General features: G+C 66.8%; 17 protein-coding genes. 7 read left to right on the top strand and 10 right to left on the bottom strand.

The window, feature by feature from the left end; translation table 11 throughout:
* Positions 1-3: 3 nt before the first annotated feature.
* The 4 genes from smc to QQW98_RS00755 all read right to left on the bottom strand — a co-directional run bounded on the left by smc (position 4) and on the right by QQW98_RS00755 (position 5,607).
* The gene (gene smc, locus QQW98_RS00770) at positions 4-3,429 is read right to left on the bottom strand and encodes a chromosome segregation protein SMC (RefSeq protein WP_290135657.1); all 3,426 of its coding nucleotides are present in this window, start codon (positions 3,427-3,429) and stop codon (positions 4-6) included.
* 25 nt (positions 3,430-3,454) lie between these two features.
* Positions 3,455-4,201, bottom strand: a complete 747-nt coding sequence (locus QQW98_RS00765) for a thioredoxin domain-containing protein (protein WP_290135656.1) — start codon at positions 4,199-4,201, stop codon at positions 3,455-3,457.
* A gap of 150 nt (positions 4,202-4,351) precedes the next feature.
* Complete coding sequence (locus QQW98_RS00760) at positions 4,352-5,035, bottom strand: DsbA family protein (RefSeq protein ID WP_290135655.1); 684 nt, start codon at positions 5,033-5,035, stop codon at positions 4,352-4,354.
* Positions 5,032-5,607 carry a DUF721 domain-containing protein gene (locus tag QQW98_RS00755; RefSeq protein ID WP_290136810.1) on the bottom strand — a complete coding sequence of 192 codons (576 nt, stop codon included), beginning with the start codon at positions 5,605-5,607 and terminating at the stop codon, positions 5,032-5,034. Before QQW98_RS00755 ends, QQW98_RS00760 begins: the two co-directional genes overlap by 4 nt.
* A gap of 29 nt (positions 5,608-5,636) precedes the next feature.
* On the opposite strand from QQW98_RS00755, the gene QQW98_RS00750 reads away from it, so the two are divergent.
* Positions 5,637-6,665, top strand: a complete 1,029-nt coding sequence (locus tag QQW98_RS00750; protein ID WP_290135654.1) for an A/G-specific adenine glycosylase — start codon at positions 5,637-5,639, stop codon at positions 6,663-6,665.
* Here the strand turns inward: QQW98_RS00750 and QQW98_RS00745 are convergent.
* The gene (locus QQW98_RS00745; protein WP_290135653.1) at positions 6,662-6,883 is read right to left on the bottom strand and encodes a hypothetical protein; all 222 of its coding nucleotides are present in this window, start codon (positions 6,881-6,883) and stop codon (positions 6,662-6,664) included. The genes QQW98_RS00750 and QQW98_RS00745 overlap by 4 nt on opposite strands.
* 99 nt (positions 6,884-6,982) lie before the next feature.
* Between QQW98_RS00745 and QQW98_RS00740 the strand changes: the two genes are divergently transcribed.
* From QQW98_RS00740 to QQW98_RS00730, 3 genes are read left to right on the top strand one after another with little or no spacing between them, the layout of a single operon-like run.
* Complete coding sequence (locus QQW98_RS00740; protein ID WP_290135652.1) at positions 6,983-8,320, top strand: serine hydrolase domain-containing protein; 1,338 nt, start codon at positions 6,983-6,985, stop codon at positions 8,318-8,320.
* 1 nt (position 8,321) lies between these two features.
* Positions 8,322-9,197: an NAD(+) diphosphatase gene (gene nudC / locus QQW98_RS00735; protein WP_290135651.1), complete on the top strand. Its 876-nt coding sequence runs from the start codon at positions 8,322-8,324 to the stop codon at positions 9,195-9,197.
* Positions 9,194-9,874 (top strand): DsbA family oxidoreductase, encoded by a 681-nt coding sequence (locus QQW98_RS00730; protein ID WP_290135650.1) that lies wholly within the window; start codon positions 9,194-9,196, stop codon positions 9,872-9,874. Before nudC ends, QQW98_RS00730 begins: the two co-directional genes overlap by 4 nt.
* A 21-nt stretch (positions 9,875-9,895) precedes the next feature.
* Here the strand turns inward: QQW98_RS00730 and QQW98_RS00725 are convergent, their stop codons facing one another.
* From QQW98_RS00725 to mgtE, 4 genes are all read right to left on the bottom strand, one after another.
* Positions 9,896-10,237 carry a DUF4168 domain-containing protein gene (locus QQW98_RS00725; protein ID WP_290135649.1) on the bottom strand — a complete coding sequence of 114 codons (342 nt, stop codon included), beginning with the start codon at positions 10,235-10,237 and terminating at the stop codon, positions 9,896-9,898.
* Positions 10,238-10,349: 112 nt separating this feature from the next.
* Positions 10,350-10,619 carry a hypothetical protein gene (locus QQW98_RS00720; protein WP_290135648.1) on the bottom strand — a complete coding sequence of 90 codons (270 nt, stop codon included), beginning with the start codon at positions 10,617-10,619 and terminating at the stop codon, positions 10,350-10,352.
* A 52-nt stretch (positions 10,620-10,671) separates the two neighbouring features.
* Entirely contained in the window at positions 10,672-11,061 is a 390-nt protein-coding gene (locus QQW98_RS00715) for a DUF1489 family protein (RefSeq protein ID WP_290135647.1), read from the bottom strand.
* A 35-nt stretch (positions 11,062-11,096) separates the two neighbouring features.
* Positions 11,097-12,536, bottom strand: a complete 1,440-nt coding sequence (gene mgtE, locus QQW98_RS00710; protein ID WP_290135646.1) for a magnesium transporter — start codon at positions 12,534-12,536, stop codon at positions 11,097-11,099.
* A gap of 192 nt (positions 12,537-12,728) precedes the next feature.
* Here mgtE and QQW98_RS00705 point away from each other — a divergent pair, with 192 nt between their 5' ends.
* The 3 genes from QQW98_RS00705 to QQW98_RS00695 are packed head-to-tail and all read left to right on the top strand — an operon-like array spanning position 12,729 to position 14,054.
* Positions 12,729-13,238: a hypothetical protein gene (locus QQW98_RS00705; protein ID WP_290135645.1), complete on the top strand. Its 510-nt coding sequence runs from the start codon at positions 12,729-12,731 to the stop codon at positions 13,236-13,238.
* Complete coding sequence (locus QQW98_RS00700) at positions 13,156-13,530, top strand: amidohydrolase family protein (protein WP_290135644.1); 375 nt, start codon at positions 13,156-13,158, stop codon at positions 13,528-13,530. The genes QQW98_RS00705 and QQW98_RS00700 overlap by 83 nt, the downstream gene beginning before the upstream one ends.
* A 59-nt stretch (positions 13,531-13,589) precedes the next feature.
* The gene (locus QQW98_RS00695; RefSeq protein WP_290135643.1) at positions 13,590-14,054 is read left to right on the top strand and encodes a peptidylprolyl isomerase; all 465 of its coding nucleotides are present in this window, start codon (positions 13,590-13,592) and stop codon (positions 14,052-14,054) included.
* A 170-nt stretch (positions 14,055-14,224) separates the two neighbouring features.
* On the opposite strand, the gene QQW98_RS00690 is transcribed toward QQW98_RS00695, so the two are convergent.
* A complete protein-coding gene (locus QQW98_RS00690) occupies positions 14,225-15,109 on the bottom strand; it encodes a LysR substrate-binding domain-containing protein (RefSeq protein WP_290135642.1) in 885 nt (294 codons plus the stop codon).
* Between the last annotated feature and the right edge of the window lie 32 nt (positions 15,110-15,141).

The raw sequence follows: 15,141 nt of genomic DNA, 5'->3' as shown, positions 1-15,141 counted from the left end.
GCGCTATTCCGCCGCCAGCAGTTCTTCGGCGCCGCCGAGGTCGACGCTGACGAGACGGCTTATGCCTTTTTCGATCATCGTGACGCCGAACAGGCGATGCATGCGGCTCATGGTGACGGCGTTGTGCGTGACGATGAGATAGCGCGTGTCGGTTTCGCGCGTCATGCGGTCGAGGAGATCGCAGAAGCGGTCGATATTGGCGTCGTCGAGCGGCGCGTCGACTTCGTCCAGCACGCAGATCGGGGCCGGGTTGGTGAGGAACAGGCCGAAGATCAGCGCGACCGCCGTAAGGGCCTGCTCGCCGCCGGATAGCAGGGTGAGCGATTGCAGACGCTTGCCCGGCGGCTGGGCGAATATCTCGAGCCCGGCTTCGAGGGGATCGTCGCTGTCGATCAGTTCGAGATAGGCCTGCCCGCCTTCGAACAGGGCGGTGAAGAGCCGCTTGAAATGCGCGTTGACCTCCGTGAAGGCGGCGCGCAGCCGTTCCCGCCCTTCGCGGTTGAGGCTGCCGATGCTGCCGCGCAGGCGATTGACCGCTTCGTGCAATTCGGCCTGTTCTTCGGCACTTGCGCCGTGTTCCTGCTCGATCTTCGCAAGTTCTTCGGCGGCCACGAGATTGACCGGGCCGATGCGTTCACGGTCTGCGGTCAGCTTCTCCAGCATGGCGGATTCGTCCGGGGCCGGCTTGACCTCGTCCTCGGCGAAATCGAATTTCGCGGGTAGCAAGGGCGGGGGCGACTGGAAGCGCTCGCCGGAAATGCGGCCCATTTCGCGGCGCCGCTCTTCCTCGTTTTCCGCGCGGGTGGTGGAGGCGGCACGCATTTCGCGCGCGGCGGCGAGGGCTTCATTCGCTTCGGAAAAGGCGCTGTCGGCAGCGCGTCCTTTCGCTTCCTCAGCCTCCAGGGCCGCCTGCGCCTTTGCGAGTTCTTCGCCGAGCCGCTGGCGGGTCGCTTCGCCGCCTTCGATTTCGCGCATCAGCCCGGCGGGCTTGGCGGCGATGACTGCGCGCTCTTCCTCGATTTCCTCGAACCGGCGCCCCATGTCGGACAGGCGCCGGGCGGCATCGCCGGCGCGGGCCTGCCAGCCTGAAATATCGGCCTGCTGGGCCGCGGTACGCTCCCTGCCCACGGCGAGCGCCTGGTCGTGCGCGGCGAGCTCTCCGGTGGCCGACTGGTGGAGAGCGCGTGCGGCTTCGTTCTTGGCCTGCGCCGCTTCCAGCTGCGCGCGGCCGGCGGCGGGGTCCGGCAGGGCGGACTTCTTCGCCTGCGCTTCCTCGAGATCGTTTTCGGCGGACTTGCGCTGTTCAGCGAGGTCGTCGGCGGCGGCATCGAGCTGCTCCATCCGCGCGGCCAGCCGTTCCTTTGCCGCTTCCGCCTGATCGAGGGCGCGCAGGGCACCGCGCTCGTCCTCGCTCGCCGCGGCAATATCGCGCTCGCGGGCGACGAGGCCGCGCTGCAGTTCGCCAAGGGCCTCGGCAGTTTCGCGCGCTTGCGCCTCGGCCCTCTCGGCAGCATCGCGCAGCTCCGGTAGCTGCGCGGCGAGTTCGGCATGGCGGTTCTCCGCCTCCAGCCGCGCCGCTTCCGCCCCGCCTTCGCCGCGCGCGACGAAACCGTCCCACCGCCGCAGCGCGCCCGACATCGTCACCAGCCATTCGCCGGGGGCAAGATCGCGCCCGTCGTCGCTTTCCGCCACGTGGACCAGCGCGAGCCGCGCCGCGAGCTCTTCCGGCGCCTGGAGCACATGAGCGGCGAGGCTGTCGGCCACGCGCGCAGGTGCACTCCGCCCGGTCCAGAAGCGGCCTTCCGCCTTGTCTTGCGGCGATCCGACCGGCGTCTTCGCGTCCCGGCCGAGCACGGCGGCGACCGCCCGTTCATAGCCGGCAGCGGCGCGGACGCCGTCGATGGCCAGATGCCGGCCGCTGGCGTCCTTTTGCCGCTTTTCGCGCGCGGCACGGTCACGTTCGAGCGCCGCATATTCGCGCTCGATCCCGGCAAGCTCGGCCCGGGCGGCGGATTGCGCTTCGGCGGCAGCATCGCGGGCCTGCTGCAGCTCGTCCTTGCGTGCCCGCTCTGCCTCCAGCTCCTCGCGCAAATCGGCGAGACGCTTGGAGGCTGCGTCGGCATCGGCGCGCGCTTCGGCGACGACTTCGTCCGGATCGCGCGCGCCGAGCAGGTCCTCGCGCTGCGCCGCCTGCCGCCGCGCTTCGGCATCGAGCCGCGCGAGCCGTGCCTCGGCCTGTTCGATCGCGGCCTGCGCCACGCGCCATTCCGCCTCGACACCCGCATGGTCGGCGGTCGCCTTGGCCAGCGCCAATTCAGCGGTTCGGCTCGCGCGCTCGGCATCCTCCAGTTTCGCGGCGAGGGCGGGGCGCCGTTCCTCGTCCGCCGCCAGCGCCTTGCCCGCCTCCGTCAGTTCGCGCTCCAGCCGCTGCAGGGCTACTGCCGCGTCCTTGGTCAGCCGGTCGGCTTCGCCGCGGTCTTCCTCCAGCCGCGCCTTTTGCCGGTCGAGATCGGCGAGCCGCTGTTCCGCGGCTTCCAGCTGGCTGGTGAGCGCCGCCATGCGGTGGCCGTGGGCGCTCGCATCGTCGCGCCGGTCGGCCACTTCCTCGCGCGCTTCGGCAAGGGCGATGGCGGCGGCCTGCTGCGCCTTTTGCGCCCCGTCCGCCCTGGCCTTGGCCTCGGCCACCCGCGCTTCCGCCTTTTCCGCCTCGGCCCGCGCGGCATCGGCGGCGGCGGCCGCATCGCGCCACCGGGCGAAGACCAGCCGCGCCTCGGCAGCCTGTATCTCGCCCGTCAGTTTCGTGTAGCGTTCGGCCTGCCGCGCCTGGCGTTTCAGCGACGAAATCTGGCTGTCGAGCCCGGCCATCAGGTCTTCCAGCCGCTCGAGGTTCTTTTCCGTCGAACGCAGCTTGCTCTCGGCGTCCTTGCGGCGGACGTGCAGCCCGGCGATGCCGGCCGCTTCCTCCAGCATCTGGCGCCGTTCGGTCGGCTTGGCGGCGATGACGGCAGCGATCTTGCCCTGGCTGACGAGGGCAGGGCTATGCGCCCCCGTCGCCGCATCGGCAAAGGTCAGCGCGACATCCTTTGCCCGCACATCGCGCCCGTTCACGCGGTAGGCGCTGCCCGCCCCGCGCTCGATCCGGCGGACGACCTGCAGTTCGTCGCCGTCGTCGGTTTCCGCTTCCAGCACGACTTCGGCGAAATCGCGCGGCGGGCGCGCCTCGGTACCGGCGAAAATCACGTCTTCCATTCCGCCGGAGCGCATGGACTTGGGCGAGTTTTCGCCCATCACCCAGCGGATCGCCTCGAGCAGGTTGGACTTGCCGCAGCCGTTGGGGCCGACCACGCCGGTCAGCCCTGGTTCGATGCGCAGGGTGGACGGCTCGACGAAGCTCTTGAAGCCGGTCAGCTTGAGCTTCGAGAACTGCATGCCGCCCGTTGCCCCGCGCTACGCCCTAGCGGGCGCCCGCGTTCTTGAGGGCTTCTTCGATCTTCGGCCAGCTGTTCTCATCGACGCGGCGACCATTCAGGAAGAAGGTCGGGGTGCCGGTGATGTTGAGCTCTGCCGCCTGATCGTTGGAATTCTTGTAAATTTCCGCAGCCTTGTCCGTATCGGCAAGGCAGGTGGCGAGCTGGTCGGCGGAAATGCCGCGCTGGGCGAAGAACTGGGGCAGGCCGGCGAGCTGCGCCAGCGCCACGAAGCGGCGCTCCGGCGGCTGCTGCAAGGCCGCGTTGTAGGCGGCTTCATTGGCGTAGGCCGTCTGCATGATGTTCTGGAAGTCGCCCCACGCCTGGTTGGCGATAGGGTGGAACGATTCCTCCGCGCCGCACCGCGCGCCAAGGGCGATAGTGAGGTCGAGCGGGTCGCGGATCAGGTTGCGGATTTCATAGCTGACCCGGCCCGAAGCGACGTAATCGTTTTCGATGGACGCGGCGCCGGTCTGGGAGAACTGGGCGCAGGCCCCGCAAGTGTGGCTGGCGTATTCAACCAGCTTGATCGGTGCATCGGGGTTGCCGACCACGATGCCGCCTTCGGGGGTCTCGCTTGCGGTTTCGACCCAGCTCTGCCCTGCGGGGGCCTCGATCGCGTCGATGGCATCGCCGCTCGGCGGGCCTTCGCCGGTATCGTCCGAATTGCACGCGGCCAGCGTCAGCGCCAGCGCGGCAAGGGTTGCGGATTTCAAAGCGGTGCGGATCGTCATGGTCAGTCCTGTCTCAACGTTTGAGAAAAACGTAGCGGTAGAGGGGCATCGCACAAGGGCGAAGGGGCGAGAGCGGTGGGTTTTGCACAGCGCCATCCCCAGTTCGGGCCAATTCGGGCGTCGATCGGGCGATCATAGTCCCTTTCCGGTTCAATCGTACGCCAGTTCGTAGAGCCGCGCGTTGAGCGTAGGCCAGCTGTGCACGCCCTCCAGCGTGATGCCGTTGACGACGAAACTGGGCGTACCGGTGATCCCGTACGCGTCCGCGTCGCGCGCCGAGCGGTCGCGCAGGGCGTCGGCCTCAGTCGTGTCCGCAAGGCACGCGTCGAGCTCGGTTGCATCATAGCCGCGTGTCGCCATCAGGTCGTAGAAGCCGAGGTCGCTGGCCATGGCCTGGTATTGCTGCGCCCGGGTGCCGCTGCTCCACCGCGCGCGCTGGGCGGGGGAGGCGGCGCGCCCTTTCGCGAACCACTGGTCCTGGGCGATCATCATCGCCGTGTGATTGCCGAAGAATTTTTCCGGCGGGCCGCAACGGGTGGTGAGTGCGGCGACGAGGTCCGCCTTATCCCGGATCCGGTGCTTGATCTCCACCCCGACGCGCCCTTCGTGGATGTAGCCGAGCTTGAGGATGCCCTCGCTCGCTTTTTCGAAAGAGGCGCAGTGCGGGCAGGTATAGCTGACGAATTCAATCAGCTGCACGTCGGCATCGGGATCGCCCATGCGGTGCCCGCCGTCGGTTTCGACCACGGTGTTGATCCAGCCCTGCACGGATGCGCCGGGCACTGCCGCGCCAAGGGCCAGCGCCGCCGCGCCGATGAAAAGCTTGCCGTTCACGCCTTGCCGTCCTCCTTCTCGCCGCCGTTGTCGCCCCCATTGTCGCCCAAGCTGCGGGCGAGGCCTTCCAGCACGCTGCGCAGTTCCGGATCGCCGATGTCGCGCAGGCTTTCGCCCAGCTCCATGGGGATGGGCTTGAGCGAAGGCGGCGCCGCGCGCGGCTTTTCAGCAGCCGGCGGCTGAACCTCGCCTTGCCGGATCTTGACCTTGGCGACGGCGCGATAGCCGAAGAAGCGGTTCACCCGCTCCATGATTTCGGGGATGACGTGCTGGATGAGCGGGGCGTGGGCGGGCAGCACGACAAGCTGCAGGATGCCGTCGGCCTTTTCGCCCGGCGGGAAGCGGATCGCTTCGGGCGCGCAGACGCGGGCGTGGGTGGTGCCGACGATCTCCGGCCAGCGGGTGACGACGCTGGACTGGACGAAGCCGAAACGGCGGAATGCGCTGCGGCCGACATGGGGCATCAGGTCGGCAATCTGGCGCGCACCGCGGCCGCGCGGCCGTTCGTACGCCTTGGGCGCAGTCTTGCCTTTTCCACTACCCTTGCCGGGGTTTCCGTCGCCGTGTTCCATCGCGGGGAAAGCCATGCCATAGGCGCCGCGTGAGCGCCACCGCCGACATCGCCGGAACATTGCTGCATTGGTACGATGTCCACGCCCGCACATTGCCCTGGCGCGCGCCGCCGGGATCGCCTGCGCCCGACCCGTACCGGGTGTGGCTGTCCGAAGTGATGCTGCAGCAGACGACCGTTCCGGCGGTGAAGCCATATTTTGAAGCCTTTACCTTGCGCTGGCCGACCGTGGAGGCCCTGGCGGCGGCGAGCGAGGAGGACGTCATGGCGGCGTGGGCGGGGCTCGGCTATTATTCGCGCGCCCGTAACCTCGTCGCCTGTTCCCGCGCGGTGGCGGAGCGTGGGGGTTTTCCGGACAAAGAGGCGGAACTGCGCAAGCTGCCGGGGTTGGGCGCTTATACAGCAGCTGCGGTCGCGGCGATCGCCTTCGGCCAGCGGGCGGTCGTGGTGGACGCGAATTTGGAGCGGGTGGTGTCGCGCCTGTTCGCGATATCCGAGCCGCTTCCCGGCGCGCGCAAGGCGATCCGGGCGCGCACGGACGAGATTACGCCGGACACGCGCTCCGGCGACTTTGCGCAGGCGATGATGGACCTTGGCTCCGGCATCTGTACGGCGCGCGATCCGAAGTGTTTGTTGTGTCCCGTGTCCGCCCACTGCGAGGGCAGGCGAGCAGGCGATCCGGCTCGCTTCCCGGTAAAGGCACCGAAGAAGGCCAAGCCGCACCGCACCGGCACCGCCTATTTTATCGAGCGGGACGGCGAGGTCTTGCTGGCTACGCGTCAAGGCACGGGAATGCTTGGCGGGATGCGCGCACTACCCGACGACGGCTGGAGCGCGCGGAGTGACGGCGACGGTGTGCCGCCGATCGACGAAGACTGGAGCGATGCGGGTGTCGTGAGCCAAGGCTTCACGCACTTCACGCTCGACATGGCGGTGCGATTTGCCCGCGTCAGCGATGCATCGCTGGATGGCGAGTGGTGGCCGATCGAGCGGCTGGACGATGCGGGCCTGCCGACACTCTTCGCGAAAGCGGCCGCGCGGGCGCTAGCCGATCGTTAGATCAAGCCGCCGCCCAGCGAGAGGCGGATCACGGCGATCAGGCCGATCACGAGACAGAAGTTTCGCCCCGATTTGCTCGACGACATCTGGCCGAGCACGACACCGATCACGAGGATGGGCAAAGCGAACCAGTTGCCCCAGCCGAGAAGCGGGATCGTCGCCGGGATGACGATGATCAGCGACAGGATTCCGAGGAGGAAGGAGAGTATGTTCAGCATGTGTGTTATATAGGTAGTGCAGTGCGCTTTCGCAAGAACATTGACCGGCTTAACCAGTCGCTTAAAACGCGCTGCTGCAATCCCTTTGAGGAATTCCCGATGGCCTATCGCTCTTTCGAAGATGTCACCCTGTCGCGGCGCGCGCTGTTTCGCTCCGGCGCCCTGTTTGCAGGGGGCGCGGCCGTTGCCGCATCGCCGATCGGCGCAGGCGTCGCATGGGCCGATCATCACAAGGCGGCAGGGGCGGCGATGTGGCCCAACGTCGCGGCCACGGTGGCGGACTACGTCTCCACCGGGAAGGTCGCCAACATGCAGGCGGTCCTCGGTTTCGGGCAGGCCGACCCTGTAATCATCTCTGACGGCCTGACGCAATTTGCCACCGGGACGCCAGTCGACGGGGACACGCTCTATCGCATCTATTCGCAGACCAAGCCGATCACCGGCATGGCCACGATGATGCTGATCGACGACGGGCTGATTGGCCTGGATCAGCCGCTGGCGGAGATCATTCCCGCCTTCGCCGACACCAAGGTGCAGATCGAGTATGATGGCAGCATCGAGGAAGACAATCTCCAGCCGCAGGCACGCCCGGTTACCATCCGCCACTTGCTGACCCACACGTCGGGCCTGGGGTACGGCATCGTCCAGAAGGGCCCGATCGCCGCCGCCTATGCCGCCCGCGGGCTGGGCGCGGGGCAGGTGACGAAGCTACCCCTGCCCGGCATCGGCGGCGTCCCGGAGAAGATCACCCTCGAAACCTTTGCCAACCGCCTCGCCAGCCTGCCGCTGGTCCACCAGCCGGGCACGAAGTGGAGCTATTCCGTCGGCCTCGATCTGCTCGGCCGCGTCATCGAGGTGGCGAGCGGGATGAGCTTCGACAGTTTCCTGCGCACCCGCCTGTTCGAACCGGCCGGCATGGACAGCACCTTCTTCCGCGTCCCGGACAGCGAGAAGGAGCGCCTGACCACCAACTACGGTATCGACAACGGGACCCCGTTGCCGCTCGACCTCGCTGCGGACTCGATCTTCCTCGACGAACCGGCCTTCCCCTATGGCGGGTCGGGCCTCGTCAGCAGCCCGCGCGATTACGACCGTTTCCTGCGAATGCTGCTAGGCAACGGCATGCTCGACGGCAAGCGGGTGATGGGCGAACTTGCCGTGCGCGTCGGGACCAGCAACCTCCTGCCGCGCGGCGTGGAGACGGCAGGCACGTGGATCGAAGGCCAGGGCTTCGGCGCCGGCGGCAGGGTGCAGACCGACAACGGCATGCACGCCTACGGCTGGGGCGGCGCTGCGGGCACGGTCGGCTTCGTCGAATTCACCAGCGGGCTGCGGGCGGGCCTTTACACCCAGTACATGCCGGCAGAAGCCTATCCCATCCAGCGCGGCTATCCGGAAATCGTCCTGCGGGATCTCGCCGCCATGCGCGGGATGTAGCATGGCGGCACCTGCCGTAGCATTTTCCGGCAGCCCGCTGGACCGGGCGGACAATATCCGCTGCGATCCCGATGCGCTGGGTGGCCTGATGGACTGGCGCGCGCGGCTGCTGAAGCTCGACGGGCTGATACCCGACATCGCCGACGACGGGACGCTGGAATGGGGCACGCTGGCGGATGCGGCGGACGATGCGGAGCTGGTTTTCCTCGGCCTGCTGGACGGCAAGGCATGCTTCGCCGCCGTGCCGGAAGAGGGCGCCGGCGGCCCTGCGGACCCTCGCGCCTGGCAGGTCCTCGGCCTGCTGCAACCCGCCGACCTCGCGCTTTACGGCGGGGCGCGCAGCCTGGTGGACTGGCATGCGCGGCACCGTTTCTGTGCTCGCTGCGGTTCGCCGACCAAGCCCGCGAAAGGCGGCTGGCAGCGCAATTGCCCGGCGTGTGGGGCGGAGCATTTCCCGCGCACCGATCCCGTCACCATCATGCTCGTCGAGCACGAAGATCGCCTGCTGCTCGGCCGCCAGCCGCGTTTTCCCCCGCGCATGTATTCCGCGCTTGCCGGCTTCGTCGAGCCGGGGGAGACGATCGAGGAGGCGGTGGCCCGTGAGGTGCTCGAAGAAGCGGGCGTGACGGTTCACGATGTCGAATACGTCGCCAGCCAGCCGTGGCCTTTCCCCTCGCAGCTGATGATCGGCTGCCATGCAAAGGCGAGCGACGATGCATTGATTATCGACCAAACCGAATTGGACGATGCGCGTTGGTTCACGCGGGCCGAGTTGCTTGAAGCGCGCGGTGCCGGGCCGCAGGGGAACGACACGATCATATACCCGCGCCCCTTCGCCATTGCGCGCACCCTCATCGACTGGTGGCTGGACCTGTGAGCGAGCGGGTCACCATCGACATCTGGTCCGATGTCATGTGCCCCTGGTGCCTTGTCGGCTGGGGCCAGCTGTCGCGCGCGCTGGAGACCCTAGAGGGCGAAATCGACGCCGAGATCCGCTGGCTCCCGTTCGAGCTGAACCCCGACATGCCGGAAGAGGGCGAGGAGCGCACAGCGCATATCGCCCGCAAATACGGCCGCACGATGGAACAGTCGCACGACGTGCAAGGGCACATGCGCGCGATGGCGGAAGAAGCCGGCGTCAGCCTCGATTATTCGGGCGGCGAAACGCCCGAACCGGCGGCGATGATGTGGAACACCTTCCTGGCGCACAAACTGCTCGGCTGGGCGCTGGCAACGGCAGGGACCGAGGCGCAGACCCGGCTGAAGCTTGCGCTGTTTGCCGCCCATTTCCACCATCGGCGCAAGATCGGGGAGGCCGAAGTCCTGCTCGATATCGCCGCGGAGGAAGGGTTCGATCGCGCGGAAGCGGCCGCTGCGCTGGCGGACGAGCAACTGGGCCAGATGATCCGCATGGAGGAACGCCACGCTTTCGACCTCAACATCACCGGCGTCCCGGCGATGGTCGTGGACGGCAAGTTCCAGATCCCCGGCGCTCAGGGCGCCGAAACATACGAAACCGAGCTCCGCCGGGTGGTGGCGAAGCGCGCTTCGTAAGGTGATTTTGGTGGTTGCCGGCTAGCCCGCTTGGGCCGCGCTCCGCTCGGCCACCTCCGCATTGAAACGGGCCATCAGTGCTTCGTCGGTCTGGATACGCTGGCCGATATAATTGAAGCGCGCGACCGAAAGGCCACCTTGCTGTAACATGGCCGCCATCAGTTGCTGCTTTTCCGCATTGGTCTTGCCGGCATCGTCACGCAGCTGCGCAAGGACGATTGCCGCGTCGACGAAGCCGCTCATTTCGGCCTCGGTGACCGGCCCGCTTGCCTCGGCGGGGGCCATCGCCGCATCCTGCGCGGTGGCGGCAGCCGGCGCGGCGGTGAGGGCCAGTACGGCGAAAATGGTCTTGAGATAGGTCATCGGGTCTCCTGTCCGTTGGATGGGCGCGCGACCTCGTAAGATCGCGGCGCCCGTTCAAGGACAGTCAGCCGGCTCGTTGCGTGTGTTCGGCGAGCCGAGCCCGATTTGCGAATTACCCGCGCGGTCCTTGCGGATCGGCCTTTTCAGGGCGCGAGGAGCCCATGGTGTTATTGCTCATCGCGGCATCCTGCGCTTCGGATTTGTCGGCACCGCGCACGCGCTCGACGCGCGGGTCGGCATCTTCTACGTGATGCTTTTCGGCGCGCGTCCCGACGTCGCGAGCGAGCTCTCCCCCGGCGCGACCGGAGTGGCCGGGCGTCGCGTCCTCGGTAATGGCGTCGATCAGTTCGTTGTCGGGATGGCGGGACTGGCGTTCGGGCATGAAGTTTCTCCTTTCCCGATCAACGGGCCGGAGGGCATGCCCGTTCCGAAAATCAGATCAGGCCAAGTCTCTGCAACTTGCCGGCGAGCTTGCCGGGGATGACATCGCCGATGTCCTCGCCTTCCTCCAGGTCGCGCGGCGGTTCGCCCTTGAGGTAGCGCCAGCCCTGGTGCGCGCGCTTGGGGCGGGGCAGGACCGGCACTAACCGCGGTTCTAGGTCGATCGACCAGCGCCCGCTCTGCGTTTCGGAGAAACCCAGAATTTCGCTGCGGGCGACGATATTGTGCTGGTGGATCCAGTAGAGCGACCCGCCGATGCATTCCTCCCATCGCGTGGGGCGATAGCACGTGGTCAGGTTGGGGCTGCGCCGCTGCGCGTACCAGCTTTCGATATCGCCGAAAGACTGCGCGCCGAAGGCGATCTTGGTCAAATGGAGCGGCATGCCCCTCAAGATAGGGGCGGGGCTGCTCGCTGCAACTAGAGCGAGACCAGCCCGCTGGCGACGGCAAGGCCGAGGAAGGCGAAGAATCCCATCGAATCGGTGATCATCGTCACGAACACGCTGCTCGCCACCGCCGGATCCTGGTCCATGCGGTCGAAGGCCACGGGCACCAGTACGCCGGCCATGCCGGATATGACGATATTGACCACCATGGCGGCAGCGATGACCGCACCGAGCGGCGGCGTGAAGATGACCGAGACCGCAAGGCCGATCAGCACGGCGATGACCACGCCGTTCATCATCGCCACCTTCAGTTCCCGCCACAGGACTCGCCATGTGTTCGACCGGGTCAGCTGGTTCATGGCGATGGCGCGCACCGTAACGGCCATCGTCTGCGTGCCCGCATTGCCGCCGATGCTGGCGACAATCGGCATGAGCACGGCAAGGGCAACGAGCTGTTCGATCGCCCCGCCGAAGAAGGCGATGATCGCGCTTGCCACCACAGCGGTCCCGAGATTGGCGATCAGCCAGCGGACGCGGGCGGAGAATGCCTCGCGCAGCGGCTCGTTGATGTCCCCTTCGCCCGCGCCGCTCATCAGCAGGGCATCCTCGCCCGCTTCTTCGGCAATGATGTGGACAATGTCGTCGACCGTCAGCTGGCCGACCAGCCGCCCGTCCTCGTTGACCACGGCGGCGCTGATAAGGCCGTATTTCTGGAAGCGCAGCGCGACTTCTTCCTGATCCATTTCGACTGGGATCAGCGTCTGTTCGCGCTTCATCACGTCGGCGATGGCGACATCGCGCGGCGTGGTGAGGATCCATGACAGCTGGCAGGTGCCGACCGGGTGGTGGCGATGGTCGACGACGAAGATTTCCCAGAAATCCGTCGGGAAATCGTCGCTGTTGCGATCGGGGCTTCGCAAGTCGTCGATCAGGTTGCCGACGGTGTAATGCTCCGGCACCGCGACCAGCTCGCGCTGCATCAGGCGGCCGGCGGATTCGTCGGGATAGGCAAGCGCGGTCTCGATCGCGAGCCGGTCTTCCGCGTCGAGCTCGGCCAGGATGGCCTGCTGGTCCTCTGCGTCGAGGTCCTCGATCAGCTGGACGGCATCGTCCGTGTCGAGCTGTTCCGTGATCGCCGCCGCCGCCGCGGCTGGCAGGGCCTCGATCATGTCCTCGCGAACGAAGTCGTTGAGCTCGGCGATGACGTCCGCCGTCATCAGGTCGCTTATCGCGCTGGCGAGCGCGAGCCGCTCTTTCTTCTCCAGCAGTTCGAAAAGGTCGGCGATGTCGGCCGGGTGGAGCGGTTCGACGAGGTCGTAGGCGGCGCTCCCGTCGCCCGCGTCGAGCGCTTTTTCGACCTCGCGGACGAAGCCGGGCTTCAGCCGGTCGTCCTCGTCCAGCCGCGATTCCTCGCCCTCCGGACCCTGCGGATCAGCGAGTTCGCGATCGAGAATGTCGGGGTCCCCTGCCATGCGCCCCGTCTAGGCCCGCGCGATGGAAACGCAAGCGCTTGCCAAGTGTATTATTGCACTATAGGAGTGAGTCACTATTTCGACCGACCGAAGCAAGACAGGGGCTCCCATGCACAGACTTTTCGCCCCCGCCGCAGTTGTGGCACTGCCGGCCTGTTCCACCGTGCCGCAACAGGCCGCGTTGTCGGAAGCGTGGCCGAGGTTGCCGCGATGGGCATGACTTCCATCGAGCACGCCCGCGACCTGCCGCTCGACTGCTCGACCTTCGGGGCGGAATATCGCGGTGCGATCCTCGCCAAGATCCGCGGCGAGGCCGAAAACTGGCCGGACCGGCGCGCCATGCCTGGCAAGGCCCGCGACACGTTCGACCAGGCGACCTGCGATGCGCAGATCGCTGCCATGTGCGACAACGGCACCTATTACGTGCCGACGCTGCTGACACGCGAAATGGATTACCGGGCGGGGGAGGCGGCCTATCGCGACGATCCGCGCCTTGCCTATATCCCCGCGATGCAGGCCGGGCACTGGAAACGGCGACCTCGACCGCACGGCCTCCATGCCGGCAGAGCTGGTTGCCGACTTCGGCGATTTCTTCCGCCTGACGCAGCGCACCACTGGCATGGCGTACAAGGCGGGCGTGAAGATCATGACCGGCACCGATGCCAACGATACGATGGTGTTCCCCGGTTTCAGCCTGCATGACGAACTGCGCCACCTGGTCGGCTCCGGCCTCTCGGAGATGGACGTACTGCGTGCGTCCAGTACCGTGCCGGCGGAATATCTCGGCCGCTCGGCAGAGTTGGGCGGAGTGTCGGTGGGCAAGCTGGCCGACCTAGCGCTGCTGCGTGCCGATCCGCTCGCAGACATCGGCAACACCACGCAGATCGAGGCGGTGTTCGTGAACGGCCGGCTCTATGACCGCGCCGCACTCGACGGCTTGCCAGCAGACGTGCGTGAGTGGGTGGTGCAGGCCAACGAAATGACCGGCGACTAGCCAGTGACGGTATGGCCACCTATGGCGTGGCTGCAACCAATCACAGGAGATTCGCAGACATGGCCGACAGCACACTGACCCTCACCCTCGACACCGGCGACGGCGAAGGAAAGGACGTTGTCATTAAGCTGCGCCCCGATCTGGCGCCCGGCCATGTCGAGCGGATCACCGAACTTGCCAAGGAAGGCTTTTACGACGGCGTGGTGTTCCACCGCGTGATCCCGGGCTTCATGGCGCAGGGCGGCGATCCGACCGGCACCGGCATGAGCGGCAGCGACAAGCCCGACCTGAAGGCCGAATTCAACAGCGAGCCGCATGTGCGCGGCACCTGCTCGATGGCCCGCACCCAGGTGCCGGACAGCGCCAACAGCCAGTTCTTCATCTGCTTCGACGATGCGCATTTCCTCGACGGGCAGTACACCGTGTGGGGCCAGGTCGAGAGCGGCATGGAACACGTCGACGCCCTGCCGAAGGGCGAACCGCCCGCGAATCCGGGCAAGATCCTGAAGGCCACTGTAGCTTGAGTGAGATAGAGCAGGTCGTGGATTTCATCCGGCGCATGTCCGTTGAGGTCCACGACCAGCAATGGGGTTAACGAGGTATAGAAGCCGATGTGGTCGTTAAAGCCGTCAGCGACACGCTAATGTCGCTGGCTAATGCTATCGAGAACGGCGCGCATCGAGAATGACCTGCTTCACAGCCCTGCCTTGACCAGCCAGTCGTGGAACAGGCGCACGGGGCGTTGTTCCAGTGCCATGGGCTTGCAGACGAACCAGTAGCTATAAGGGCTGTCGACTTCGAAATCGAACAGGTCGGTCAGCCGGGGGTCGGCGGCGCGGCGGCGGTGGTCGTCGTGCATGATGGCGATGCCGAGGCCCTGTGCGGCGGCCTCCAGCATCAGCTGGCCGGAATCGAACTGGTCGATGGCGGCAGGCTCCAGGTCCCGCATGCCGAGCTCTTCCTTCCACGCGGTAAAGCTTTCGGGCAGCTCGTTGTGGATGAGGAAGGTCTGCTTTTCCAGGATCGCGCGATCCGGCGTGTCGCCGAGCGACTTGGCGACCTCGACGTTGGAAATGGCGTGGACCTTGTTCTCGTCCAGCCGCACGGCGTGAAGGCCCGATTTGGGGCCGCGGCTGAGGATGATTGCGGCATCCAGCGTGTCGCCGACCCGGTCCTCCAGATGCGCGCCGGTATCGATGTCGATATGCAGGCGCGGGTGCATCCGGCGCAATTCGGCGAGGCGCGGGAACAGGCGTTGGCTGCCGAACAACGGCAGCACGCCGAGGTGCAGGCGCAATAGGGAGAGGTTTTCCGACTGGCCTTCGATTGCCAGCGCCAGCTCTTCCAGCTTGGGTTGCACGGCGTCATAGAAATGGCGCCCTTCGTCGGTCAGCTTCATCGCCTGGTGCGCGCGCGTGAACAGCTTCTTCCCGACGAATTCTTCCAGATTGGTTATCCGTCGGGACAGGGCCGACGGGCTGAGCGCCAGCTCGTCCGCCGCCGCGCGGGCGGAGCCGAGCCGCACGACCCGCATGAAGGCCTCGAGGGCGCGCAGGGGAGGGAGGCGGCGGACAACCATGGCTTCGGTTTAATGCAACAAAGCGCGATGTC

The sequence above is a fragment of the Alteriqipengyuania flavescens genome (assembly GCF_030406725.1).
Classification (GTDB): domain Bacteria; phylum Pseudomonadota; class Alphaproteobacteria; order Sphingomonadales; family Sphingomonadaceae; genus Alteriqipengyuania_B; species Alteriqipengyuania_B flavescens.
This window is presented reverse-complemented; position numbering and strand designations above follow the sequence as displayed.

Bases quoted from the DNA above. Each gene is read 5' to 3' on its own strand.
- QQW98_RS00715 (WP_290135647.1), bottom strand. From the start codon at position 11,061: ATGCCGCTCCATTTGACCAAGATCGCCTTCGGCGCGCAGTCTTTCGGC.
- QQW98_RS00690 (WP_290135642.1), bottom strand. From the start codon at position 15,109: ATGGTTGTCCGCCGCCTCCCTCCCCTGCGCGCCCTCGAGGCCTTCATG.
- mgtE (WP_290135646.1), bottom strand. From the start codon at position 12,536: ATGGCAGGGGACCCCGACATTCTCGATCGCGAACTCGCTGATCCGCAG.
- QQW98_RS00725 (WP_290135649.1), bottom strand. From the start codon at position 10,237: ATGACCTATCTCAAGACCATTTTCGCCGTACTGGCCCTCACCGCCGCG.
- QQW98_RS00745 (WP_290135653.1), bottom strand. From the start codon at position 6,883: ATGCTGAACATACTCTCCTTCCTCCTCGGAATCCTGTCGCTGATCATC.
- QQW98_RS00695 (WP_290135643.1), top strand. From the start codon at position 13,590: ATGGCCGACAGCACACTGACCCTCACCCTCGACACCGGCGACGGCGAA.
- QQW98_RS00740 (WP_290135652.1), top strand. From the start codon at position 6,983: ATGGCCTATCGCTCTTTCGAAGATGTCACCCTGTCGCGGCGCGCGCTG.
- QQW98_RS00700 (WP_290135644.1), top strand. From the start codon at position 13,156: ATGGCGTACAAGGCGGGCGTGAAGATCATGACCGGCACCGATGCCAAC.
- QQW98_RS00720 (WP_290135648.1), bottom strand. From the start codon at position 10,619: ATGCCCGAACGCCAGTCCCGCCATCCCGACAACGAACTGATCGACGCC.
- QQW98_RS00765 (WP_290135656.1), bottom strand. From the start codon at position 4,201: ATGACGATCCGCACCGCTTTGAAATCCGCAACCCTTGCCGCGCTGGCG.
- QQW98_RS00755 (WP_290136810.1), bottom strand. From the start codon at position 5,607: ATGGAACACGGCGACGGAAACCCCGGCAAGGGTAGTGGAAAAGGCAAG.
- nudC (WP_290135651.1), top strand. From the start codon at position 8,322: ATGGCGGCACCTGCCGTAGCATTTTCCGGCAGCCCGCTGGACCGGGCG.
- smc (WP_290135657.1), bottom strand. From the start codon at position 3,429: ATGCAGTTCTCGAAGCTCAAGCTGACCGGCTTCAAGAGCTTCGTCGAG.